General features: G+C 65.3%; 23 protein-coding genes and 3 tRNA genes. 3 read left to right on the top strand and 23 right to left on the bottom strand.

The features are described from left to right. Nucleotides 1–7: 7 nt before the first annotated feature. The 13 genes from nuoH to WDM91_01685 all read right to left on the bottom strand — a co-directional run bounded on the left by nuoH (nt 8) and on the right by WDM91_01685 (nt 11,651). Nucleotides 8–1,039: an NADH-quinone oxidoreductase subunit NuoH gene (gene nuoH / locus WDM91_01745; protein MEI9993289.1), complete on the bottom strand. Its 1,032-nt coding sequence runs from the start codon at nt 1,037–1,039 to the stop codon at nt 8–10. 4 nt (nt 1,040–1,043) lie between these two features. Continuing rightward, nucleotides 1,044–3,173 carry an NADH-quinone oxidoreductase subunit NuoG gene (gene nuoG, locus WDM91_01740; GenBank protein ID MEI9993288.1) on the bottom strand — a complete coding sequence of 710 codons (2,130 nt, stop codon included), beginning with the start codon at nt 3,171–3,173 and terminating at the stop codon, nt 1,044–1,046. Between the two features lie 168 nt (nt 3,174–3,341). After that, nucleotides 3,342–4,619, bottom strand: coding sequence for an NADH-quinone oxidoreductase subunit NuoF (gene nuoF / locus WDM91_01735; protein ID MEI9993287.1), 1,278 nt, complete (start codon nt 4,617–4,619; stop codon nt 3,342–3,344). Next, nucleotides 4,619–5,359 carry an NADH-quinone oxidoreductase subunit NuoE gene (gene nuoE, locus WDM91_01730; GenBank protein ID MEI9993286.1) on the bottom strand — a complete coding sequence of 247 codons (741 nt, stop codon included), beginning with the start codon at nt 5,357–5,359 and terminating at the stop codon, nt 4,619–4,621. Before nuoE ends, nuoF begins: the two co-directional genes overlap by 1 nt. Further along, a complete protein-coding gene (locus tag WDM91_01725) occupies nt 5,356–6,558 on the bottom strand; it encodes an NADH-quinone oxidoreductase subunit D (protein ID MEI9993285.1) in 1,203 nt (400 codons plus the stop codon). The genes nuoE and WDM91_01725 overlap by 4 nt, the downstream gene beginning before the upstream one ends. Nucleotides 6,559–6,618: 60 nt before the next feature. After that, complete coding sequence (locus WDM91_01720; protein MEI9993284.1) at nt 6,619–6,996, bottom strand: four helix bundle protein; 378 nt, start codon at nt 6,994–6,996, stop codon at nt 6,619–6,621. Nucleotides 6,997–7,037: 41 nt separating this feature from the next. After that, nucleotides 7,038–7,658 carry an NADH-quinone oxidoreductase subunit C gene (locus tag WDM91_01715; GenBank protein ID MEI9993283.1) on the bottom strand — a complete coding sequence of 207 codons (621 nt, stop codon included), beginning with the start codon at nt 7,656–7,658 and terminating at the stop codon, nt 7,038–7,040. A 1-nt stretch (nt 7,659) separates the two neighbouring features. Continuing rightward, complete coding sequence (locus WDM91_01710) at nt 7,660–8,223, bottom strand: NADH-quinone oxidoreductase subunit B family protein (GenBank protein ID MEI9993282.1); 564 nt, start codon at nt 8,221–8,223, stop codon at nt 7,660–7,662. Further along, nucleotides 8,214–8,579: an NADH-quinone oxidoreductase subunit A gene (locus WDM91_01705; protein ID MEI9993281.1), complete on the bottom strand. Its 366-nt coding sequence runs from the start codon at nt 8,577–8,579 to the stop codon at nt 8,214–8,216. The genes WDM91_01710 and WDM91_01705 overlap by 10 nt, the downstream gene beginning before the upstream one ends. 329 nt (nt 8,580–8,908) lie before the next feature. Beyond that, nucleotides 8,909–8,985 (bottom strand) — tRNA-Asp (locus WDM91_01700). A gap of 83 nt (nt 8,986–9,068) precedes the next feature. Beyond that, nucleotides 9,069–9,539, bottom strand: a complete 471-nt coding sequence (locus tag WDM91_01695) for a hypothetical protein (protein ID MEI9993280.1) — start codon at nt 9,537–9,539, stop codon at nt 9,069–9,071. 41 nt (nt 9,540–9,580) lie between these two features. Then, nucleotides 9,581–10,123 carry a hypothetical protein gene (locus WDM91_01690; protein ID MEI9993279.1) on the bottom strand — a complete coding sequence of 181 codons (543 nt, stop codon included), beginning with the start codon at nt 10,121–10,123 and terminating at the stop codon, nt 9,581–9,583. Between the two features lie 79 nt (nt 10,124–10,202). Continuing rightward, nucleotides 10,203–11,651 (bottom strand): amidohydrolase family protein, encoded by a 1,449-nt coding sequence (locus WDM91_01685; GenBank protein MEI9993278.1) that lies wholly within the window; start codon nt 11,649–11,651, stop codon nt 10,203–10,205. Nucleotides 11,652–11,718: 67 nt separating this feature from the next. On the opposite strand from WDM91_01685, the gene WDM91_01680 reads away from it, so the two are divergent. Further along, nucleotides 11,719–11,794, top strand: a tRNA-Val gene (locus tag WDM91_01680). 7 nt (nt 11,795–11,801) lie between these two features. On the opposite strand, the gene WDM91_01675 is transcribed toward WDM91_01680, so the two are convergent. Next, complete coding sequence (locus tag WDM91_01675) at nt 11,802–12,260, bottom strand: anthrone oxygenase family protein (GenBank protein ID MEI9993277.1); 459 nt, start codon at nt 12,258–12,260, stop codon at nt 11,802–11,804. Nucleotides 12,261–12,265: 5 nt separating this feature from the next. Continuing rightward, entirely contained in the window at nt 12,266–12,634 is a 369-nt protein-coding gene (locus WDM91_01670; GenBank protein ID MEI9993276.1) for a VOC family protein, read from the bottom strand. Nucleotides 12,635–12,714: 80 nt separating this feature from the next. Here WDM91_01670 and WDM91_01665 point away from each other — a divergent pair, with 80 nt between their 5' ends. Together WDM91_01665 and WDM91_01660 are read left to right on the top strand one after the other, a co-directional pair. Continuing rightward, nucleotides 12,715–13,014: a helix-turn-helix domain-containing protein gene (locus WDM91_01665; protein MEI9993275.1), complete on the top strand. Its 300-nt coding sequence runs from the start codon at nt 12,715–12,717 to the stop codon at nt 13,012–13,014. Nucleotides 13,015–13,076: 62 nt separating this feature from the next. Next, on the top strand, nt 13,077–14,027 hold the full coding sequence (locus WDM91_01660) for a ribose-phosphate pyrophosphokinase (protein ID MEI9993274.1): 951 nt from the start codon (nt 13,077–13,079) through the stop codon (nt 14,025–14,027). A 166-nt stretch (nt 14,028–14,193) separates the two neighbouring features. On the opposite strand, the gene WDM91_01655 is transcribed toward WDM91_01660, so the two are convergent. The 8 genes from WDM91_01655 to WDM91_01620 form a co-directional block, all read right to left on the bottom strand. Beyond that, nucleotides 14,194–14,469: an HU family DNA-binding protein gene (locus tag WDM91_01655; protein ID MEI9993273.1), complete on the bottom strand. Its 276-nt coding sequence runs from the start codon at nt 14,467–14,469 to the stop codon at nt 14,194–14,196. A 154-nt stretch (nt 14,470–14,623) separates the two neighbouring features. Then, on the bottom strand, nt 14,624–17,050 hold the full coding sequence (gene lon, locus WDM91_01650; GenBank protein ID MEI9993272.1) for an endopeptidase La: 2,427 nt from the start codon (nt 17,048–17,050) through the stop codon (nt 14,624–14,626). A gap of 262 nt (nt 17,051–17,312) precedes the next feature. Then, nucleotides 17,313–18,056: a class I SAM-dependent methyltransferase gene (locus WDM91_01645; protein MEI9993271.1), complete on the bottom strand. Its 744-nt coding sequence runs from the start codon at nt 18,054–18,056 to the stop codon at nt 17,313–17,315. A 6-nt stretch (nt 18,057–18,062) separates the two neighbouring features. Then, on the bottom strand, nt 18,063–19,331 hold the full coding sequence (gene clpX, locus WDM91_01640; protein ID MEI9993270.1) for an ATP-dependent Clp protease ATP-binding subunit ClpX: 1,269 nt from the start codon (nt 19,329–19,331) through the stop codon (nt 18,063–18,065). A 179-nt stretch (nt 19,332–19,510) separates the two neighbouring features. Continuing rightward, a complete protein-coding gene (locus tag WDM91_01635) occupies nt 19,511–20,137 on the bottom strand; it encodes an ATP-dependent Clp protease proteolytic subunit (protein ID MEI9993269.1) in 627 nt (208 codons plus the stop codon). Between the two features lie 194 nt (nt 20,138–20,331). Continuing rightward, the gene (gene tig / locus WDM91_01630) at nt 20,332–21,693 is read right to left on the bottom strand and encodes a trigger factor (protein ID MEI9993268.1); all 1,362 of its coding nucleotides are present in this window, start codon (nt 21,691–21,693) and stop codon (nt 20,332–20,334) included. Nucleotides 21,694–21,821: 128 nt separating this feature from the next. Beyond that, nucleotides 21,822–21,906, bottom strand: a tRNA-Leu gene (locus WDM91_01625). A 170-nt stretch (nt 21,907–22,076) separates the two neighbouring features. After that, nucleotides 22,077–22,217 carry a hypothetical protein gene (locus tag WDM91_01620; protein MEI9993267.1) on the bottom strand — a complete coding sequence of 47 codons (141 nt, stop codon included), beginning with the start codon at nt 22,215–22,217 and terminating at the stop codon, nt 22,077–22,079. Nucleotide 22,218 lies beyond the last annotated feature (1 nt).

Here is a 22,218-nt window from a genome sequence, read left to right as displayed (position 1 = left end):
GCCTATCTCACGCGTGGTGATGGAAGACGAGCACATAGCCCGCCGTGACCACCACCCAGAGCAGCGACGTCGGCAGGAACACTTTCCAGCCGAGGCGCATCAATTGGTCGTAGCGATAGCGCGGCACCATGGCCTTCACCATCGCGAAGAGGAAGAAGAAGAAGAATATCTTGAGCAGCAGCCAGATGATGCCGGGCACCGCGTTGAGCGGCCAGACGTTCAGGGGCGGCAGCCAGCCGCCGAAGAACAGGATCGAGCACATCGCGCACATCAGGATGACGCTGACATATTCGCCGAGGAAGAAGAGCAGGAACGGCGTCGCGGAATATTCCACGAAGAAGCCGGCGACCAGCTCCGATTCCGCCTCGACCAGGTCGAAGGGCGGCCGGTTGGTCTCGGCCAGGGCCGAGACGAAGAAGATCGGCAGCATGGGGAAGAGGATCGAGAACACGAACCAGCCATGCTCCTGCGCCCGCACGATGGCCGAGAGGTTCAGCGAGCCGGCGAACAGCAGCACGGTGATGATCACGAAGCCGATCGAGACTTCGTAGGAGACCATCTGGGCGGCGGCGCGCAAGGCGGAGAGGAACGGGTATTTCGAGTTCGAGGCCCAGCCGGCCATGATGATGCCGTAGACCCCGAGCGACGACATCGCGAAGAGATAGAGGATGCCGACATTGATGTCGGCGATGACCCAGCCGTCGGCGAACGGCACCACCGCCCACCCGGCGAAGGCGAGCGTCGCGGTGACCAGCGGCGCCAGGATGAAGATCACCTTGTTGGCGCCGGCCGGGATGATCACTTCCTTCAGCATGAATTTGAAGGCGTCGGCGAAGGTCTGCAGCACGCCGAAAGGCCCGACCACGTTGGGACCGCGGCGCAGCTGCACCGCCGCCCAGATCTTGCGGTCGGCGAGGATGAACAGCGCGACCGAGATCAGCAGCGGCACCTCGATCAGGAGCACCGCGATGAGCTGGCTGAAGGTCCAGGCCCAGCCATAGGGCAGACCGTGCGACTGGAAGAAGTGGGTGAGGAACATCGCCCTACTCCGCCGCCAGTTTGGAGGTGCCGGTGACGAATTCGCGGCTGCACTCGGCCATCGTCGCGGAGGCGCGGGCGATGGGGTTCGTCAGATAGTAGTCGATCATCGTGCTTTGCAGCGGGTGCGTGGTGTCGAGCGGGCCTTCGCCGCCGATGGCGCTCCAGTCGGTCGCGGTCGCGCCGCCATGCGGCACCAGTTCGTGATGGTCGGCGAAATGCGGCGCCTCGGCGACGAGCGCGGCGCGCAGCGCGTCGTGCGTGTCGTATGGCAGGCGCTTGCCGAGCACGTCGGACAGCGCACGGAGGATCGCCCAGTCTTCCTTGGCCTCGCCGGGCGGGAAGACGGCGCGATGGGCGGGCTGCACGCGGCCTTCGAAATTGGCGTAGAGGCCTTCCTTCTCCGTATAGGCGGCACCCGGCAGAATCACGTCGGCATTGTGAGCGCCGGCGTCGCCATGGCTGCCCTGGTAGACGACGAAGGCGCGGCCGAGATGGCTGCAATCGAACTCGTCGGCGCCCAGCGAATAGATGAACTCGATCTCGCCCTTCTGCGCGCCGTCGACGATGGCGGCGACATCGCGACCACCCTCGCCCGGCACGAAGCCGAGATCGAGCGCGGCGACGCGGCTCGCCGCCGTGTGCAGGACGTTGAAGCCGTTCCAGCCGCCTTCGGCCGGGCCGCCGGCGGGACCGATCATGCCGGTGTCGGCGGCGATCCTGGCGGCGAGACGCAGGATCGCGGCGCCGTCGGCGCGCGCCACGGCCGCGCCGCCGAGGATGATCATCGGGCGCTTGGCGTCGTGCAGCACCTTCGCGAAATCGTGTACACCACTCGCGATCTGGGCCAGCACCTCGACGCTCGCGCCCAGATCCTGGACCGGATAGGTCTGATCGGCGCGCACGCCGATGCCGGCGACCTTCACGCCGCTTGCCAGCCAAGTCTTGCGGATACGGGCGTTCAGCACCGGCGCTTCCCAGCGCGGATTGGTGCCGACCAGCAGGATCGCATCTGCGGCCTCGATGCCGGCGATGGTCGTGTTGAACAGGTAGCTCTGACGTTCACCGCCCAGCTTGGCGCCGTCCTGGCGGCAGTCGATGTTCTTCACACCCAGCGCGGCCATCAGATCCTTGAGGGCCTTGATCTCCTCCGCCGCCGCGAGATCGCCGACGATGGCGGCCATCTTGTCCGGCGTCGTCTGCGCGACGCGCGCCGCGATGGCGGCGAAGGCTTCGGGCCAGGTGGCGGGCTGGAGCTTGCCGCTCTTGCGGATATAGGGGCGGTCGAGACGCTGGCGCATCAGGCCGTCGCAGGCATGGCGCGCCTTGTCGGAGATCCACTCCTCGTTCACGCCCTCGTTGAGGCGCGGCAGCACGCGCATGACCTGCGGACCGCGCGCGTCGACGCGAATGGCGGCGCCCTGCGCGTCCATCACGTCGACGGAGTCGGTGTGGCGCAATTCCCAGGGGCGGGCGTTGAAGGCGTAGGGCTTGGAGGTCAGCGCCCCGACGGGGCAGAGATCGACCACGTTGCCCGAGAGCTCCGACGCGAAGGCCTTCTCGAGATAGGTCGTGATCTCCATGTCCTCGCCGCGACCCGTCGCGCCGAGATCGTCGACCCCGGCGATCTCGGTCGCGAAGCGGATGCAGCGGGTGCATTGGATGCAGCGGGTCATCACCGTCTTGACCAGCGGGCCCATGTATTTGTCTTCGACCGCGCGCTTGTTCTCGTGGAAGCGGTTGAACGCGGCGCGGCCGTAGCCCATCGCCTGGTCCTGCAGGTCGCACTCGCCGCCCTGGTCGCAGATCGGGCAATCCAGCGGGTGGTTGATGAGCAGGAATTCCATCACCCCTTCGCGTGCCTTGGTGGCGATGGGCGAACGGGTGTTGATCTTGGCCGGCGTGCCGTCCTTGTTCGGGAAGATGTCGCGGACCTGCAGGGCGCAGGAGGCCTGCGGCTTCGGCGCGCCGACCCATTCGACCAGGCACATGCGGCAATTGCCGGCGACCGACAGGCGCTCGTGGTAGCAGAAGCGCGGAATCTCGGCGCCCGCGTTCTCGCACGCCTGCAGCAGGGTGAGGTTGTCGTCGGCTTCGATCTCGTGGCCGTCGATGATCAATTTGCGCGAGGGCATTACGCACCCTCCTTGTCATGGCCCGCGAATGCGGGCCATCCAGGTGACACATCGCTGCCGATGCAGGAAAAGCTCTGACTCATTTGCGCCGCCCGAGATGCGCCAACTGGATGGCCCGCATTCGCGGGCCATGACATTTGGGAGTGTAAGGGTCTGCGCGTCATCGCTCTACTCCGCCGCCAGCTTGGCGCGTTCGGCGATGCGCCGTTCGAGCTCGGGACGGAAATGGCGGATCAGGCCCTGGATCGGCCAGGGGGCGGCGTCGCCGAGGCCGCAGATCGTATGGCCCTCGACCTGCTTGCCGACTTCCCAGAGCTGATCGATCTCCTCGATCCGGGCATCGCCGGTCTCGAGCCGCTTCATGACGCGCCACATCCAGCCCGTGCCTTCGCGGCACGGGGTGCACTGGCCGCAGCTCTCATGCTTGTAGAAATAGGCGTAGCGCGAGACGACGCGCACGAGATCTGCGGAGTTGTCCATCACGATCACCGCCGCGGTACCGAGCGAGGAGTTCACCGCCTTCAGCGCGTCGAAATCCATGATGACGTCGTCGCAGACCGATTTGGGGATCATCGGACAGGAGGCGCCGCCGGGGATCACGGCCTGAAGATTGTCCCAGCCGCCGCGCACGCCGCCGGCATATTTCTCGATCAGCTCGCGCATCGGGATGCCGAGGCGCTCCTCGACGACGCAAGGCGTGTTCACATGGCCCGAGATCTGGAAGAGCTTGGTGCCGGTGTTGTTGGGCCGGCCGATGCCGGCGAACCATTCGGGGCCGCGGCGCATGATGGTCGGCACCACGGCGATACTCTCGACATTGTTCACCGTCGTCGGGCAGCCATAGATGCCCATGTTCGCCGGGAACGGCGGCTTCATGCGCGGCAGGCCCTTCTTGCCTTCGAAGGACTCGAGCAGCGCGGTCTCCTCGCCGCAAATATAGGCGCCGGCGCCGTGATGGACGTAGCAGTCGAAATCCCAGCCGTGGATGTTGTCCTTGCCGATCAGCTTCTGGGCATAGCATTCGTCGATCGCGGCCTGCAGCGCCTCGCGCTCGCGCACGAACTCGCCGCGCACATAGATGTAGGCGGTGTGCGAGCGCATCGCGTAGCACGCGATCAGGCAGCCTTCGATGAGATGATGCGGATCGTTGCGCATGATCTCCCGGTCCTTGCACGTGCCGGGCTCGGATTCGTCGGCGTTGACGACGAGGTAGTGCGGCCGGTCCTTCACCTCTTTCGGCATGAAGGTCCATTTGAGGCCGGTGGCGAAGCCGGCGCCGCCACGGCCGCGCAGGCCCGACTTCTTGACGACGTCGCAGATCGCCTCCGGCGTCATCTCGAGGATCTTCTTGGTGCCGTCCCACAGCCCGCGCGACTTCGCGCCGGCGACGGACTTGTCCTCGATGCCGTAGATGTTGGTGAAGATGCGGTCCTGGTCGGCGAGCATCAGGTGGCGGCTCCCGGCGGTTTTTGGGCAGGCGCTTCGCGGTCGGAAGCGGCCTGGGTGGGTTTCTTGGCTTCGGAGTCGGTGAGCGCCGGACCGGCGTTATGCGGCGCCGTCGCGACAGGGCGTGGTGCGTAGATCGCGCGGTCGGTCAGCGTGTTCTGGCCGCCGGCGGCTTCCGACGACACGCGACCGGTCTGCGAGCCGGCCTTGAGCGGCTGGCCCTTGCGGAAGGCTTCGATCAGCTTGACCGTGCTGTCGGCATCGAGGTCTTCGTAGAAGTCGCGGCCGACCTGGAAGACCGGCGCGTTGGTGCAGGCGCCCAGGCACTCGACCTCGGTCCAGGACAGCATGCCGTCGGCGGTCGGCGCCATCTGGGCGTGGCCGATATGCTTTTCGCAGGCCTTCACGACGTCGTCGGAGCCGCGCAGCATGCAGGGCGGCGTGGTGCAGACCTGCAGGTGGAACTTGCCGACCGGATGCAGGTTGAACATCGTGTAGAAGGTCGCGACTTCGAGGACGCGGATGAACGGCATGCCGAGGCGGCGGCCGACCGCCTCGATCATCGGGTGGGTGACCCAGCCATCCTGTTCCTGGCCGATCCACAGCAGCGAGATCACCGCCGAGGCCTGGCGGCCCGGCGGGTATTTCGCGATCTCCACGGCGACGCGCTTCTCGCTGTCGTCATTGAAGGCGAAAGAGGCGGGCTGGATGTCGGGCGGGGCGAGACGGCGCAGGCTCATCGGTCGACCTCGCCGAACACGATGTCGAGCGAGCCGAGGACGGCGGAGACGTCGGCGAGCATGTGGCCCCTGTTCATGTAGTCCATCGCCTGCAGGTGCACGAAGGAGGGCGCGCGGATCTTGCAGCGGTACGGCTTGTTGCCGCCGTCGGAGACCAGATAGACGCCGAACTCGCCCTTCGGCGCCTCGACCGCCGCGTAAGCCTCGCCTTCGGGCACGTGAAAGCCTTCGGTGTAGAGCTTGAAATGATGGATGAGCGCTTCCATCGACGACTTCATCTCGGCGCGCTTGGGCGGCACGACCTTGTTGTCGGTGGAGGAGACGGGGCCGCCGGGCATCTTCTCGATGCACTGCTTCATGATCTTCACGGATTGGCGCATCTCTTCCATGCGCATCACGTAACGGTCGTAGCAGTCGCCGTTGCGGCCGATCGGGATCTGGAAGTCGAGCTCGTTGTAGCACTCGTAAGGCTGGGCCCGGCGCAGATCCCAGGCGACGCCGGCAGAGCGCAGCATCACGCCGGAGAAGCCCCACATCTCGGCTTCCGCGCGGTTGATCACGCCGATGTCGACATTGCGCTGCTTGAAGATGCGGTTCTCGATCAGGAGGCTGTCGAGGTCGTCGCACATCTTGAGGAAGCCGGCGCAGAAGGCATGCATGTCGTCGAGCAGGCCGGGCGGCACATCCTGGTGGACGCCGCCGGGGCGGAAATATTTGGCGTGCATGCGGCTGCCCGAGACGCGCTCGTAGAAGCTGAGCATGGTCTCGCGGCTTTCCATGCCCCAGAGCGGCGGGGTGAGCGCGCCGACGTCCATCGCCTGGAAGGTGACGTTCAGGATGTGGTTCATCAGCCGGCCGAGCTCGGAGAAGAGCACGCGGATGTACTGGCCGCGCTTGGGCACTTCGAGGCCGATCAGCTTCTCGATGGCGAGCACGAAGGCGTGCTCCTGGTTCATCGGGCAGACGTAATCGAGGCGGTCGAAATAGCCGATGTTCTGCAGATAGGTCTTGTGCTCGATCAGCTTCTCGGTGCCGCGATGCAGCAGGCCGATATGCGGATCGACGCGGGTGACGATCTCGCCGTCGAGATCGAGGACGAGGCGCAGCACGCCGTGCGCGGCGGGGTGCTGCGGGCCGAAATTGAGCGTGATTTTCGCGTCGTCGGCCGCGATGGTCGTGTTCGTTGCCAGATCAGGCATTCTTTTCTCCGCCGGCAAGCGAATAGCGAGTAGCGAGTAGCGAGCAGGGAAGAAATGACATCACGATTTCTTCCCCTCCAGCGACCGGATCAACGCGCGCAACATCTTTCCAATGCTCTGGCATTGGTCCAACGCCGGTCCGGCCTTTGCCGTTGTCGTTATACCCACTCGAGATGCAAGCAGGAGATGTGTCTCCAGCTCCTTCAGCGAGCCTTGTGCGATCCGCAGATGCTGGATGAACGAACCGGTGGCTTCGCGTCCGTGTCCCTCCGCGATATTCGCGGCAATCGAAGCCGCCGACCGACGAATTTGAGAGGTCATCCCGAACAGCTCGTCCCGCGGGAACGACCGCGTCAATCCATAGCACGCCTCCGCCAACGTCATGGCCTGCTGCCAGACGCTGAGGTCCCGGTAGGACGTGATGGGCTGCTCGCTCAATAGTCATTCCCTATTCGCCACTCGCCATTCGCTACTCGCCTCTAACCCTTCTTCCCCGGATTGCCGGAGGCGGCCTTGTCGCCGCTCGGCAGAATGTGCGGCGCGCCTTCCCACGGGCTCATGAAATCGAAGTCGCGGAATTCCTGAACCAGCTGCACCGGCTGGTAGACCACGCGCTTGAGCTCGTCGTCGTAGCGCACCTCGACATAGCCGGTGAGCGGGAAATCCTTGCGCAGCGGATAGCCCGAGAAGCCGTAATCGGTGAGGATGCGGCGCATGTCCGGATGATCGGTGAAGGCGACGCCGTACATGTCGAAGGTCTCGCGCTCGAACCAGTTGGCGGCCGGATAGACCGCGACGACGGACGGCACGGACTCGTCCGCGCCGACGCGGACATGAACGCGCAGGCGCAGGTTCTTCGTCAGCGACAACAGGTGATAGACGACGTCGAAACGCTTGTCGCGCTTGGGATAGTCGACGCCGCAGATATCGACCAGGATCTTGAACTCGCAGCTCGGATCGTCGCGCAGGAAGGTCATCACCCGGACGATCTCGGCGGTCGCGACGTCGATGTTCAGCTCGCCGAAGGCGACTCCCTGCGCCGTGACGGCGCCCGGCAGGGCGTCGGCGAGATGTTGGCCGAAGGCGGTCAGATCGGTCATCTCAGCGCTCGATCGTTCCGGTGCGGCGGATCTTCCGCTGCAGCAGCATGATGCCGTAGATCAGCGCCTCGGCGGTCGGCGGGCAGCCGGGGACGTAGATGTCGACCGGCACGATGCGGTCGCAGCCGCGGACCACGGCGTAGGAATAGTGATAGTAGCCGCCGCCGTTCGCGCAGGAGCCCATCGAGATCACGTAACGCGGCTCGGGCATCTGGTCGTAGACCTTGCGCAGCGCCGGGGCCATCTTGTTGGTCAGCGTGCCGGCGACGATCATCACGTCGGACTGACGCGGCGAACCGCGCGGCGCGGCGCCGAAGCGCTCGAGGTCGTAGCGCGGCATGTTCGCCTGCATCATCTCGACGGCGCAGCAGGCGAGGCCGAAGGTCATCCACATCAGCGAGCCGGTACGGGCCCAGTTCACCAGCGCTTCGGCGGAGGTGACGAGAAAGCCCTTGTCGGCCATCTCCTGCTGCATCGCCTTGAAATAGGGATCGTTGTCGCTGACGGCGCGGCCGCCCTCGACGGTTGCGCGCGCGCCCTGCCCCGCGGGGAGAATCACTCCCATTCGAGCGCCCCCTTCTTCCATTCGTAGATGAAGCCGACGGTGAGGACGCCGAGGAAGGTCACCATGGACCAGAAAGCGAAGACGCCGGTCGCGCCCAGCGTGATCGCCCAGGGGAACAGGAACGCCACCTCGAGATCGAAGATGATGAACAGGATCGAGACCAGATAGAAGCGGACGTCGAACTTCATGCGGGCGTCGCCGAAGGCATTGAAGCCGCATTCATAGGCGGACAGCTTTTCGGGGTCCGGCTTGGACGGGCCGAGGAGCACGGGAGCGAGGACCAGGGCCGTGGCGATGACGCCGGCGATCCCGATGAAAAGCAGGATCGGCAGATATTCGAGAAGCTGCTTTTCCATTCCCGGCCCTTTTTGCGGCCGACCGATAGCGCTGGCGCGCCGAGGAAGGGCCGGACGGTGTTATTTCGCAGGCGCAGTATAAGACGCGGGTGCCCACGAGCAACGCGGGTTTAGACTAAGATTCGTCGCGAAAAAACCGGAATTTTCAAGGAGTTTGCGAGCGATTCGCAACTGACGCGTAAGCGTGCGAAACACTGTGCCAGGGGTGGTTTTTTGCAGTGCATTTGCACGCATTGCGGGCGCGGATTCCACGCATGGTGCGGCGGTCCGTCTCCGCTCCTATCGGAGCTTCGGCGGGACTCGCCATTTCCACCGCGAAGCGGTGGAAATGGCGGGAGCGACGGGGCTCGAACCCGCGACCTTCGGCGTGACAGGCCGACACTCTAACCAACTGAGCTACGCCCCCGCATGACGGACCCGGACGGCCCGCTCCGCGAAAGGCGGCCGGTGTAGGGGGCGAGGCCCCGCGCTGTCAAGCGATTGCTGCACTCAGCGGCCCGCAGGCGGTTGCGGCGCCGTGACGATCCCGCCGGCGCGGAATTCCTCCGGCGTGACCTTGCCGTCGCCGTTCTGGTCGAGCTGGTCGAACTGCGAGCGCACGCCCGAGGCGAATTCGGCGAAATCGACATAGCCGTCGCTGTTCCAGTCGATCAGCGGGATGGCGGCCGTCTGGTCGAGCTTGATGCGGCGCTGGTTGGCGGCGGCGACCTCATCGGGATCGAGGCGGCCGTCGCGGTTGGTGTCGGCCTGCCAGAAATCCTGCTTGAGGCCGGCTTCGAGCTCTTCGCGCGTGACAGTGCCGTCGCCGTTGGAGTCGTGGCGGGCGACCAGCGCGGCGCCGGGGTGCCAGATCTCCGAGCGCGGCTTGTCATAGGGCGACCAGTGCGGCGGCGGCCGGTGGAACAGGCCGCAGCCGGCCACGAACACCGCGCAAAGAACAATCAGATGGGACGCCCGCATCGCCGGACTTGGCCCGCCGGCTGCAGCCGCGTCAAGCCGGGCTACTGGCCGCCGCCCGGCATCCCACCGCCGCCACTGCCGCCGCCGTGACGTCCATGGCCGCCGCGCCGTCCACCGCCCTGCCCATTGGTCCCCTGCCCCGCCGGCTTGGCACCGCCGGCGTTGAGCTCCTGCGGCGAAAGCTGGCCGTCGCCATTGGTGTCGAGGGTGTCGAACAGCGACAGCGTCGCGCCGGAATATTCCTTGAAGTCGATGCAATTGTCCTGGTTCCAGTCGACCAGCGGCGTCGCCTGGCTGGCGTCCTGCTGCACCCGAATCTGGTTGATGGCGTGGACCTGGTCGGGGCCGAGACAGTTCGTGTGGTTCACGTCATAGGTATCGAATTCCGCCTTGAGGCCGGCGACGAGCTCGGCGCGCGTCAGCGTTCCGTCGTGGTTGGCGTCGTAGCGCAGCAGGCCGGAACTCTGCGAGTGCCAGTTCTCGTCGCGCGGCGTCGCGTTGGGATTCCAGCGCGGATGGCGCGGCGTGGTGCTGCACGCGGCGAGCGCGAGCGCCGCGGCGGCAACCAGGAGGGTTTTTCTCATGGCGGCAGCCTAGCGCATGCCGCCTCAAGCCGACGATTAAACTTCTGTCGCAAAGCGTCGCCGCATTGCGGATCGGTCATCAGTAGAGCCCGACCTTGCCCTTCAGATCGTCGATGATCGCGTCGGCGCGGTAACCTTTGCCGGCCTTGAAAACCAGCGGCATGCGCTCGAGCGCCAGCGAATCCTTCGCGGGATCGCCGTCGATCACGACGAGATCGGCCCGCTTGCCCACCGTCAGCGAGCCGACATCGCCGTCGCGGCCCAGATAGCGCGCGCCGTTGAGGGTGGCGATCTCGAGGGCCTGCGGGAAGGAGAAGCCGCCTTCGACCAGCAGCTCGATCTCGCGCTTGGCCGAGAAGCCCGGGACCACGCCGCCGAAACCGGTGGGGTCGGTGCCGGCGAGCAGGGTGCCGCCGGCCTCGACGAACATCTTCTCCAGCTTCATCAGCTTGGGAAAGATCACGGCATAGGGCTTGTCGTTGACATTGGTCGCGGCGGCCGCCCAGGCGTCCTCATAGGCCTTGCGCAGTTCGGGGATCAGCAGGTCGAGCGCCCGCTGGGGCGCCTTCGGACGGCCCGGCGTGAAGGTCTCGAACACCGTCATGGTCGAGGTCAGCGCGACATGGCGTTTCACGAGCAGATCGATCAGCGCCTTGACGCCGGGGCTTGCGATATCGAGATCGGCCAGCGCCTGCTGCGATCGCGCCGGACAGACATCCGGCTGCTTGTCCCTGTTGAAGTCGGTCATCACCGCGAAGCCGTGCTCGAGATTGTCGATGCCGAGCTCGGCCGCCTCGCGATAGGTCACCGAGCAGATATGGCCGGTCACCTTGAGGCCGCGGGCGTGCGCCGCATCGATCGCCGCTTTCATCTCCGCCCGCGAGATCGTGACGTAGACCTTGAACGAGGTCGCGCCTTCGTCGGCCCAGTAATTCACGGTCTTCACGGCGTCGTCCGGCCCGGTCAGCGCATGCATCTTCGGGATGGGAAGCGGGCCGTTGAGATAGGGACCGGTGATGTCGAAATCGGGGCCGAGCATCTCGCCCCTGTCGATGCCGAGCTTCACATTGATGTCGCCATAGGGGCTCATCGAGCCGCCGGTCCGTGCCGTGGTCGTGCCGCCCGCCAGATAGAGCCGCGGGAAGCTGTAGAGCATGGAGGCGTAGTTGCTGCCGCCCATCGGATAGAAGAGATGCTCGTGCACCATCACGAAGCCGGGGAGCAGCGCCTTGCCGTGCATATCGATGACGGTGGCGCCGGCCGGGACCGGCGTGCGCGGGCCGATGGCGGCGATGCGGCCGTCCTTGACGACCAGCGTCTGGTCGTAGCGCGGCCGGGCGCCGGTGCCGTCGACGATCTCGGCATGGGTGAAGGCCAGCAGCGGCTGGTCGTACGCGACGAAGGGCGTGATGTCGGATTTCGCCGGCGGCGCCGCGGGCGCGACATCGTCATCGTCGTCCGCGAGGACGGCGGTGGCGGACAGCGCAACGAGACCGATAATGGCCAGAACGGCCGGAACTGAACGCATGCAAGCCCCCGTGGAACGCGGCGGGACTATAGCGCGGCCGGGCGGGACTGCTATAACGCCGCGAAACGGGCGGTTAGCTCAGCTGGTAGAGCATATCGTTTACACCGATAGGGTCGGCGGTTCGAGCCCGTCACCGCCCACCACGCGATCTCAGGACATCCCGGCGGCGGCCAAAAGCCCAAAGGCGCCAAGCGCCAGCAGCGTCCGGACGGTGTCGAGTTTCTCCCATCGGCGGATCGCCCCACGCCAGCCTTCGGGCGGCGCGGACGGATTCCAGACGAGCACGGCCTGGTTGATCGGGACAGTGCCCGCCAGCGTGATCACCATAAACGCAAGCAAAGCGAGCTGGCCTGCACAGCGCAAGGCGAAGGCGAGATCGAACGCAGCGCCACCGAGAGCGATCGCGGCGCCGGTCGCCAGGAACGTCAACGCGAAGATCGCGGGCACCAATATGCGAAGGGTGCGGATGAGCGCTTGGCGCAGGCGGATATGCGCCGCATCGTCGAGAGCGGCGAGCGGGCCGCGCACGCCGAAGCGGATCACGAACTCCTCCCCGGCCAGGAGACCGGCGAAGAACACGCTCGCGAAACCGAGGATCTCGGCCGGCATGCCCGTCAATCGCTCCCCAACACGAGCTGGTTGCCCTCGCTGTCCTTCATGATCACGAAGCTGCCCCAGGGCTGTTTCTGCGGCGGGCCGGTGAATTCGACGCCGCGTTCGCTGAGCTGGCGCCAGGTCGTCTCGACGTCGTCGCAGGCGAGGCTGCAGTTCATCCGCGTGCCGACGCGATCCTCCTCGCCCGCCATCGTGAAGAGGACGAACCGCGTCTCCGCCTTGCCGATGCGCAGCTCGATCCAGCGCTGGCCGTTCGGCCCCATCTGCTGGTCGGTGGCGATGCGGAAGCCGAGCTTCTCCGTATAGAACTGCAAGGCGCGCTGCTGGTCGCGCACCGGGATGGAGATGAATTTCACCTGGGTGATCATGACCGGCGGCCCTCTCTGTGCCGCCGAATTGCTAGATCGCGCGGCTTGTCCGGACAAGCATCCCGGCGAATACTATAGCGATGGTTCGCAGAGCGCCGCCGCTGGACGCCTATGTGGTCGAAACCCTGATGCCCGACCTCGTCGGACATGACCGGGCGCCGTCGGCCTTCCTGGTCTACGTGAAGCTGTGGCACGACGCCGGCGGGCCGGGGCGGCGGCGCCAGGTCAGCCTGTCGACGCTGGCGGTGGAGACGGGACTGTCGAAATCCTCGATCCAGGCGGCGTTGCGGCTCCTGCGCCAGCGCGGCTATCTGGCAAGCAGCCGGACGGCGGCGACGGCGGTGCCGGCCCACAGCGTGCTGGCGCCGTGGCGGCGCTGAGACGCATGGCGGGAGCGAAGCAAACCTAAGATAAGGCGACGCAATCCGCCGGGACGCCGCCCATGGACCTCAACGAGATCACCGTCTTCAGCGGCACCGCCCATCCCGAGCTCGCGGCCGAGATCTGTGCCCATCTCAACGTGCCGCTCAGCCCGTCCAAGCTCGTGCGCTTCGCCAATGACTGCCTGGAGGTCCAGCTGCAGGCCAATTGCCGCCAGCGCGACGTTTTCATCATCCAGCCGCTGGTCACGCCGGTGCAGGAGCACCTGGTCGAGGCGCTGCTGATGCTGGATGCGGCGCGCGGCGCCTCGGCGGGCCGCATCACGCTGGTGATGCCGCATTACTCGTATGCCCGCTCGGACAAGAAGGACGCGCCGCGCATCTCGATCGGCGGCCGTCTGGTCGCGGACCTGATCGTGACCGCGGGCGCCAACCGGGTGCTGACCATGACGCTCCATTCGCCGCAGGTGCACGGCTTCTTCTCGATCCCGGTGGACCACCTGCATGCCCTGAACGAACTGGCGGACCACTTCCGGCAATACGACCTCAGCAACACGGTCGCGGTGTCGCCGGACCTCGGCAACGCCAAGGAGACGGCGGCCTTCGCGCGCATGCTGGGCGTCGGCGTGGCGGCGGCGGCCAAGCAGCGCTTCGCCGACGACAAGGTGCAGATCAGCTCGATCATCGGCGATGTGACGGGCAAGGACGTGATCGTGCTGGACGACGAGATCGCCAAGGGCTCGACCACGCTCGAACTGCTCAAGCACCTGCGCGAGCGCAAGGCCAAGTCGGTGCGCATCGCCTGCACCCATGGCCTGTTCGCGGCGGGCGCGGTGCAGCGCCTGAGCGAGCAGCCGGACGTGCTGGAGATCGTCTGCACCAATTCGGTGCCGATCGCGGCCGACAAGCGCGCGCCGAAGCTCACCATCCTGTCGATCGCGGCGCCGCTGGCCGAGGCCATCAAGCGCATCCATGACGGCGAGTCGGTGAGCGCGCTGTTCCACGCGAATTGAGCTCAGCCCAACTGCCGCGGTCCGCAATGCGGCCGCCCAGTTGAAGCCAATTCAACTGTAGAAAGTCGAAACGCCGCCTAACTTTCGGAATCGCGCGGGGTTTCACCCGGGCGGCCCGCATTCGCGGGCCATGACAGCCAGGGGTCCACGACCGCGCGAAACGCCCTTACGTGTTGAGCGAGTCCTTGAGCTGCTTGCCCGGACGGAAACGGGGCTGCTTGGAGGGCTTGATCGTGATCTCCTCGCCGGTCTGCGGATTGCGGCCCTTGCCACCGGCCCTGGTCGCGACCACGAAAACGCCGAAGCCCGTCAAACGCACCTCGTCGCCCGCCTTGAGCGTCGCGGCGATCAGGTCGAACACACCATCCACGGCCTTGGCCGAGGTGTTCTTGTCCAAGCCGGTCGTATCGGCCAGTTTCTGGATGAGATCGTTCTTGTTCACGGCGACGGCTCCTTTGCGCGATTCGCTCCGAGGTGTCGACTTTATGACCTGTCGGCCCCCGGTCAAACCGAAAAACCCAAGAATTCAGCGGAAAATCATATGAAAAGGCCCCGGACGGGGTGCCGCCCGGGGCCTAACTCATTTGTACACCGGTTTAATGCGTGACCACGGCGTCGCCGTCCAGCGCGGCCGGGGGCGGCGTGACCGCCTCCGGCTCGATCCAATCGATCGCTTCGGGCTGACGCACGAGCGCGACCTTCAGGACGTCACCGACATTGGCGACCGGAACGATCCGCATGCCGGACTTCACATTGTCGGGCACTTCGGCGAGATCCTTCTCGTTCTCCTGCGGGATGATCACCGTCTTGATGCCGGCCCGCAGCGCCGCCAGGAGCTTCTCCTTCAGGCCGCCGATGGGCAGGGCCCTGCCCCGCAGCGTCACCTCGCCGGTCATCGCCACGTCGCGGCGCACCGGGATGCCGGTGATCACCGAGATGATGGAGGTGGCCATGGCGAGACCCGCCGACGGACCGTCCTTGGGCGTCGCGCCTTCCGGCACGTGCACATGGATGTCGATCTTGTCGAACAGCGGCGGCTTGATGCCGAAGGAGGTCGCCTTGGAGCGGACATAGGACCGCGCCGCGTCGATCGATTCCTTCATCACGTCGCCGAGCTTGCCGGTGGTCTGCATGCGGCCCTTGCCGGGCAGCATGACCGACTCGATCTGCAGCGTGTCGCCGCCGACCTCGGTCCAGGCCAGACCGGTGACGACACCGACCTGGTCCTCGCCTTCGACTTCGCCATAGCGGTATTTCCGCACGCCGGCGAAGCTGTCGACATTGTCCACGGTCACCTCGACCGACTTGGCCTTGTGGCTGACGATCTCCTTCACCGCCTTGCGGGTCAGGTTGGCGATCTCGCGCTCCAGGTTGCGGACGCCCGCTTCACGGGTGTGATAGCGGATGAGCGACAGCAGGCCCGCATCGGTGATCTTCCACTCGTCGTCCTTCAGGCCGTGCGCCTTCATCTCTTTCGGGATGAGATGGCGCTTGGCGATCTCGACCTTCTCGTCCTCGGTGTAGCCGGGGATGCGGATGATCTCCATGCGGTCCATCAGCGGGCCCGGCATGCGCAGGGAGTTCGCCGTGGTGATGAACATCACGTCCGAGAGGTCGAAATCGACCTCCAGATAGTGGTCGTTGAAGGTGTGGTTCTGCTCCGGGTCCAGCACCTCGAGCAGCGCCGAGGACGGGTCGCCGCGCCAGTCGGCGCCGAGCTTGTCGATCTCGTCCAGCAGGAAGAGCGGGTTCGCGGTCTTCGCCTTCTTCATCGACTGGATGACCTTGCCGGGCATCGAGCCGATATAGGTGCGGCGATGGCCGCGGATCTCGGCCTCGTCCCGGACGCCGCCGAGCGACATGCGGACATACTCGCGGCCGGTCGCCTTGGCGATCGACTTGGCGAGCGAGGTCTTGCCCACGCCGGGCGGGCCGACGAGGCACAGGATCGGGCCCTTCATCTTGCCGGCACGCTGCTGCACCGCGAGATATTCGAGGATGCGCTCCTTGACCTTCTCGAGACCGAAATGGTCGTCGTGCAGCACCTGCTCCGCCGCCACGATATCCTTGCGGACCTTGGACTTCTTGCCCCAGGGCAGCGACAGCAGCCAGTCGAGATAGTTGCGCACGACGGTCGCTTCCGCGCTCATCGGCGACATCGAGCGGAGCTTCTTCACTTCCGCCGCCGCCTTCTCGCGGGCTTCCTTCGACAGCTTGGTCTTGCGAATGCGCTCTTCGAGCTCATTCATCTCGTCGCGGCCTTCGTCGCCCTCGCCGAGCTCCTTCTGGATCGCCTTGAGCTGTTCGTTGAGGTAGTACTCGCGCTGCGTCTTCTCCATCTGGCGCTTGACGCGGCTGCGGATCTTGCGCTCGACCTGCAGCACGCCGATCTCGGATTCGATCAGCGACAGCACCTTCTCGAGGCGCTCGACGGTGCCCAGGGTCTCCAGCAGCGCCTGGCGGTCGGCGATCTTCACCGACAGATGCGAGGCGACGGTATCGGCGAGCTTGGCGGCGTCGTCGATCTGCGCGACGGAGGCCAGCGTCTCGGCCGGGACCTTCTTGTTCAGCTTGATGTACTGCTCGAAGTTGGTCTTGACGGTCCGGACCAGCGCCTCGATCTGCTTGGCGTCGCTCGACTCCTCGGGAATCTTCTCGATGGTCGCCTGGAAGAAGTCGGTGCGCGGCACGAAGCCGGTGACACGGGCGCGGCTCTTGCCCTCGACCAGGACGCGGACGGTCTGGTCGGGCAGCTTCAGGAGCTGGAGCACCGTCGCCAGCGTGCCGATGCGGTGCAGCCCATCGGCGCCCGGATCGTCATCGTCTTTGTTCTTCTGCGTGAGCAGCAGGATCTGCTTCTCGTCGCTCATCACCTCTTCGAGCGCGCGGACGGATTTCTCGCGGCCGACGAAGAGCGGAACGATCATGTGCGGGAATACGACAATGTCGCGCAGCGGCAGAACCGGCGCCAGGTGGCCGCTATCGTCGCCCTGCGGGATTTTCGGCGTGTCTTGATCGGACATTTCTTTTTTTCTCCTACCGCCTCGCTATCCATGAGACGGGTGCTGTCGGCGCCAGCCCCTTCGATGGGCGCAAGTGCCGGGTGATGGAGCCTCCCATTGGGCCGACTCCCGAAACGTTAAAGTGGTCCCCCGGCGGGGCGGTTTCAAGACGTGCAGCTTAGCGGCAATTTCCGGACACGGATGGTAAAGGATCAAGGTTTCAGCAGTCTGCATAGCGACACAACGTCCATCGTGACACGGCGTCACCAATCGTCGCCCGACGTCAAGCGATGTTGAGGCGTTCGCCCTTCTCGCAGAGGGCGCCGCAATGATAGCTGAAGATCGCCGGCGCCAAGCGTCCCGCGCCGGCCAGCACCAGCCGGCGCAGCGTCATCTTGAGCCCGGCCTTCAGCGGATTGTGCCCGAAGGCATGAACGGCGAAATCGCCGTCGAACAGCCGCTGTTCGCGGATCACGAGGCCGGAGGTCTCCAGCGTCAGCGCCAGCGACATCGGCGAATAGGCGTTGATATGGCCGATATTCAAGGTCGGCTGCATCGACCGGTGCGAGACATGCGCCGTGATCTCGCAGGGAACTTCGACATAGACATAGCGTCTCGCAACCCGTCGCAACTCGTGCAGAAAGCCGCGCGGATCGACGACATGCTCGAGCACATGGGTTGCGTAAACCAGGTCGAAGGATTCGTCGGCAAAGGGGATCGTCCTGCCGTCATAGGGCTCGATGCGAATCTCCGCGCCGCTGTTCGCTTTTGCGGTTGCGACCCGGCCGTCACTGATCTCGATGCCTGTGAAGCTGTGCCCCAGGCCGCGCTGCGCCAGTTTCTCAAGCACCATGCCGGTGCCGCAACCGACTTCGAGAACGGTCCCGATCTCGCCGCGAACCGGCCGCGTCAGAGCCTCGATGTTGGAGGCCTTGTCGCGCGCGCCGATCTCACGCCATTCCAGCGTCTTGCGGTCGTAGGGCCGCGAGTAGAGCTCTACGAGATCCGGAACCTTGAAGTTCGGCATGCCACATCAGGAGGCGTTCTTCTGCGCCGCCTCGCCTTTGTCCGAATAGGTGTAAAGGGGACGCGCCTTGCCTTCGACCACATCGGCGGTGATCACCACCTCCTGCACGCCGTTGAGCGTCGGAAGCTCGAACATCGTCTCGAGCAGGAAGCCTTCCATGATCGAGCGCAGGCCGCGGGCGCCGGTGCGCCGCGCGATCGCCTTGCGGGCAATCGAATGCATGGCCTCCTCCTGGAAGCGCAGCTTGACGCCCTCCATCTCGAACATGCGCTGATACTGCTTGGCCAGGGCGTTCTTCGGACGGGTGAGGATCTCGATCAGCGCCGGCTCCGACAGGTCGCCGAGCGTGGCGAGGATCGGCAGGCGGCCGATGAATTCCGGGATCAGGCCGAATTTCAGCAGGTCTTCCGGTTCGACCTCGCGCAGCACGTCGCCCGTACCGCGCTCGTCCGGCGCGCGGACATTGGCGCCGAAGCCCATCGAGGAGCCGTGCGTGCGGCCCGAGATGATCTTGTCGAGGCCGGCGAAAGCGCCGCCGACGATGAAGAGGATGTTGGTCGTGTCGACCTGCAGGAACTCCTGCTGCGGATGCTTGCGGCCGCCCTGCGGCGGCACCGAGGCGACGGTGCCTTCCATGATCTTGAGCAGGGCCTGCTGCACGCCCTCACCCGACACGTCGCGGGTGATCGAGGGGTTGTCCGACTTGCGGCTGATCTTGTCGACCTCGTCGATATAGACGATGCCGCGCTGCGCCCGCTCGACATTGTAGTCGGCGTTCTGCAGCAGCTTGAGGATGATGTTCTCGACGTCCTCGCCGACATAGCCGGCCTCGGTCAGCGTCGTGGCGTCGGCCATCGTGAACGGCACGTCGAGGATGCGGGCCAGCGTCTGCGCGAGCAGCGTCTTGCCGCAGCCGGTCGGGCCGATCAGCATGATGTTCGACTTCGCCAGCTCGACGTCGCCGTTCTTGCCGGAGGAATTGATGCGCTTGTAGTGGTTGTGGACCGCGACCGAGAGCACCTTCTTGGCGTGCGCCTGGCCGACCACGTAGTCGTCGAGGACCTTGAAGATCTCCTGGGGCGTCGGCACGCCCTCCTTCGACTTCATGAAGGAGGTCTTGTTCTCCTCCCGGATGATCTCCATGCACAGCTCGACGCATTCGTCGCAGATGAAGACGGTCGGGCCGGCGATGAGCTTGCGCACCTCGTGCTGGCTCTTGCCGCAAAAGGAACAATACAGCGTATTCTTGGATTCGCCGCCGCTCGCCTTACTCATTGGTTCTCCAAGGCTTTTCTCGCCCCGTTAGATTGCGGTGTTTCTGACGAACACCGCTTGCACATCCCGCGCCAACCCGAAGCGGCGCACTCATCCGGTCATTCGACCACGTTAGCGCCGGGCGGATCAAGAATTGTTTAATCCGAACCAACCTCCTGAAAAGTCAGGAACTTTGACGCTCAGATGCCTTCGCCTTCGGGGCGACGCACCATGATCTGGTCGATGAGGCCGAAAGCTTTCGCCTCTTCGGCCGTCATATAAGTATCGCGGTCGAGCGCTTTTTCAATCTCGGCCACGGTCCGGCCCGTATGATGGGCGTAGATTTCGTTCAGCCGGCGCTTGAGCTTGACCACCTCTTCGGCATGGCGGGCGATATCGGCCGCATTGCCGTAGAAGGAGGCGCTGGGCTGATGCACCAGCACCCGCGAGTTCGGCAGGGCGAAACGGTCGCCCTTCTTGCCGGCCATGAGGAGCAGCGATGCCGCGCTCGCCGCCTGGCCGACGCAGAAAGTCTGCACCGGCGCGCGGATGAGCTGCATCGTGTCGTAGACCGCAAGACCCGCCGTGACGACGCCGCCCGGCGAGTTGATGTACATGTGGACTTCCTTCTTGGGGTTCTCGGCCTCCAGGAAGAGAAGCTGCGCCGTGATCACGCTGGCGGCGAGGTCGTCGATGCCGCCGGTGATGAAGATCACGCGCTCCTTCAGCAGTCGCGAAAAGATGTCGTACTGGAACGAACCGCGCGCGGTCTGCTCGTAGATGTACGGCATCGTCGTGTTCGTGAATGTATCAAGCGGGTCCTTCATGGCCCGTCACCCTTTCGATTCGCTGTCGCGAGACTGTTACGCGCGGAAGCGCACGTCAATTCGACTTCCATTATTCCATTATATAGTGCGGCGCGTCCGACGATGCGACCATGCGGCACAAAGGGTTATTGGATTGCTGAATCGCGCGGGATTCAGCCGCCCAAAGCGTTGCGCGCAACGGAACCCGGCTCCGGCTATTGCGCCTTCAACTTCTCGACCGCTTCGTCCGGATCGCTGAACAGGGTCTCGCGGTCGACCTTGCGGTCCGAGACTTCGGCAAGTTCGGCGATGAAGTCGACGACCTTGTCCTCGAAGATCGGGGCGCGGATCTCGGCGGCGGCCTGCGGATTCTGGGTGTAGAAGTTGAACACCTGCTGTTCCTGGCCCGGGAACTGGCGGGCGCGCGCAGCGATGGCGCGCTGCACCTCCTCGGCGCCGACGCTGATGCCGTTCTGCTCGCCCAGCTTGGCCAGCACCAGACCCAGGCGCACGCGGCGTTCGGCGATCTCGCGATATTCCGTCTTGAGCTCGTCCTCCGACTTGCCCTCGTCCGCCGCGGTTTTGCCTTCGCGCTGCAGCTCGGCCTCGACCTGCTTCCAGATGCCCTCGAATTCGCTCTCGACCATGCGCGGCGGAAGGCCGAAGGCATGCGTCTCGTCCAGCGCATCGAGGATGCGGCGCTTGAGGTGCAGCCGGCTGGCGCGGGCGAAGTCCGACTTGATCTGGTCGCGCACCCGGTCCTTCAGCGTGGCGATGTCGGGCATGCCGATCTTCTTGGCCAGCTCGTCGTCGAGCGTGATCGGATCCGGCTTCTTGACCTCTTTCACGGCGACGTCGAACACGGCGTCCTTGCCGGCGAGCGACGCTTCCGGATAGTCGGCCGGGAACGTGACCTTCACCTCGCGTTCTTCGCCGGCCTTGGCGCCGATGAGCTGGTCCTCGAAGCCGGGAATGAGCTGGCCGGTGCCCAGGCCGAGGTTGAAATCCTCCGCCTTGCCGCCGGGGAACTCGACGCCGTCGACCTTGCCGACGAAATCGATCACGATGCTGTCGCCGCTCTGCGACGGCTCATCGGCCTCGCGCGGCGAGAAGGTCTTGGACTGTTCGGCGAGGCGGTTGAGCGCCTCCTCGACATCGGCATCGCCGACCTCGCCGACCAGGCGCTCGACCTTGAGCTTGGAGACGTCGGTCAGCTCGAAATCCGGCATCAGATCGACGGTGACGGTGAATTCGAGATCGCTCTTGCCGTCCACCACCTGTTCGAAGGCGCTGACGAGATCGACCTTCGGCGGCGAGGCCGGCTTGAGGGCGTTCTCGGTGATCGCCTTCTGGCTCGATTCGTTGACCGCCGCCTCGACGATCTCGCCCATCATGGACTTGCCGAAGCTCTTCTTCAGGAACGAGACCGGCGCCTTTCCGGGGCGGAAGCCCTTGAGGTTCATGCGCGGCTTCATCTCCTCGAGACGCCCGTTGAGACGGGAGTCGAGGTCGGCCTTCGGGACGACGACCTTATATTCCCGGCGCAGGCCTTCGGAGACGGTCTCGGTGATCTGCATGTCGAACTTCCTTACTTCTTATATGTCGCTCAAGCCTTGGCCTGCCGAGCCGTAGCTCGCGGTCACCGGCCCGCCTCCGCCCTTTGGGCTCCGTCGCGGCAGCCTTCTCTCGCTTCGCGAGCGAAGGCTGGTGCGGGCGGAGGGACTTGAACCCCCATGACTTTCGCCGCTGGTACCTAAAACCAGTGCGTCTACCAGTTCCGCCACGCCCGCGCCGGGGCCTTGCCGGAGGCCCTGCCGCCGGAAGGCGGGCCGTGTAGCAGGGTTTTTGGGAGGTGGCTAGGGGCCGACTTTCGCGGCCAGGGGCGCATAAAACCAATCCGGCCGGCATTCCCGGGAGGTTTGCGCAGACCTCCGGAGTTCGGCAGACGCGGCCGAAAAACTTAGGACGAGGTGGTGAGGATGATGAGGTCCTCACCGATCCCGAGGCCGAGCTCGGCATTCCGCGCATCGAAGCGGCGGCAGCGTGGACGCTCCCACTTCACTTTGGTCTTCTCGTTTTGCTCCTTGGGCTGCTGATTCATG

Origin of the sequence: Rhizomicrobium sp. (assembly GCA_037200385.1) — a bacterium.
Classification (GTDB): domain Bacteria; phylum Pseudomonadota; class Alphaproteobacteria; order Micropepsales; family Micropepsaceae; genus Rhizomicrobium.
Note: the sequence above shows the minus strand (reverse complement) of the source record. Positions and strands in the feature narration are given on the sequence as shown.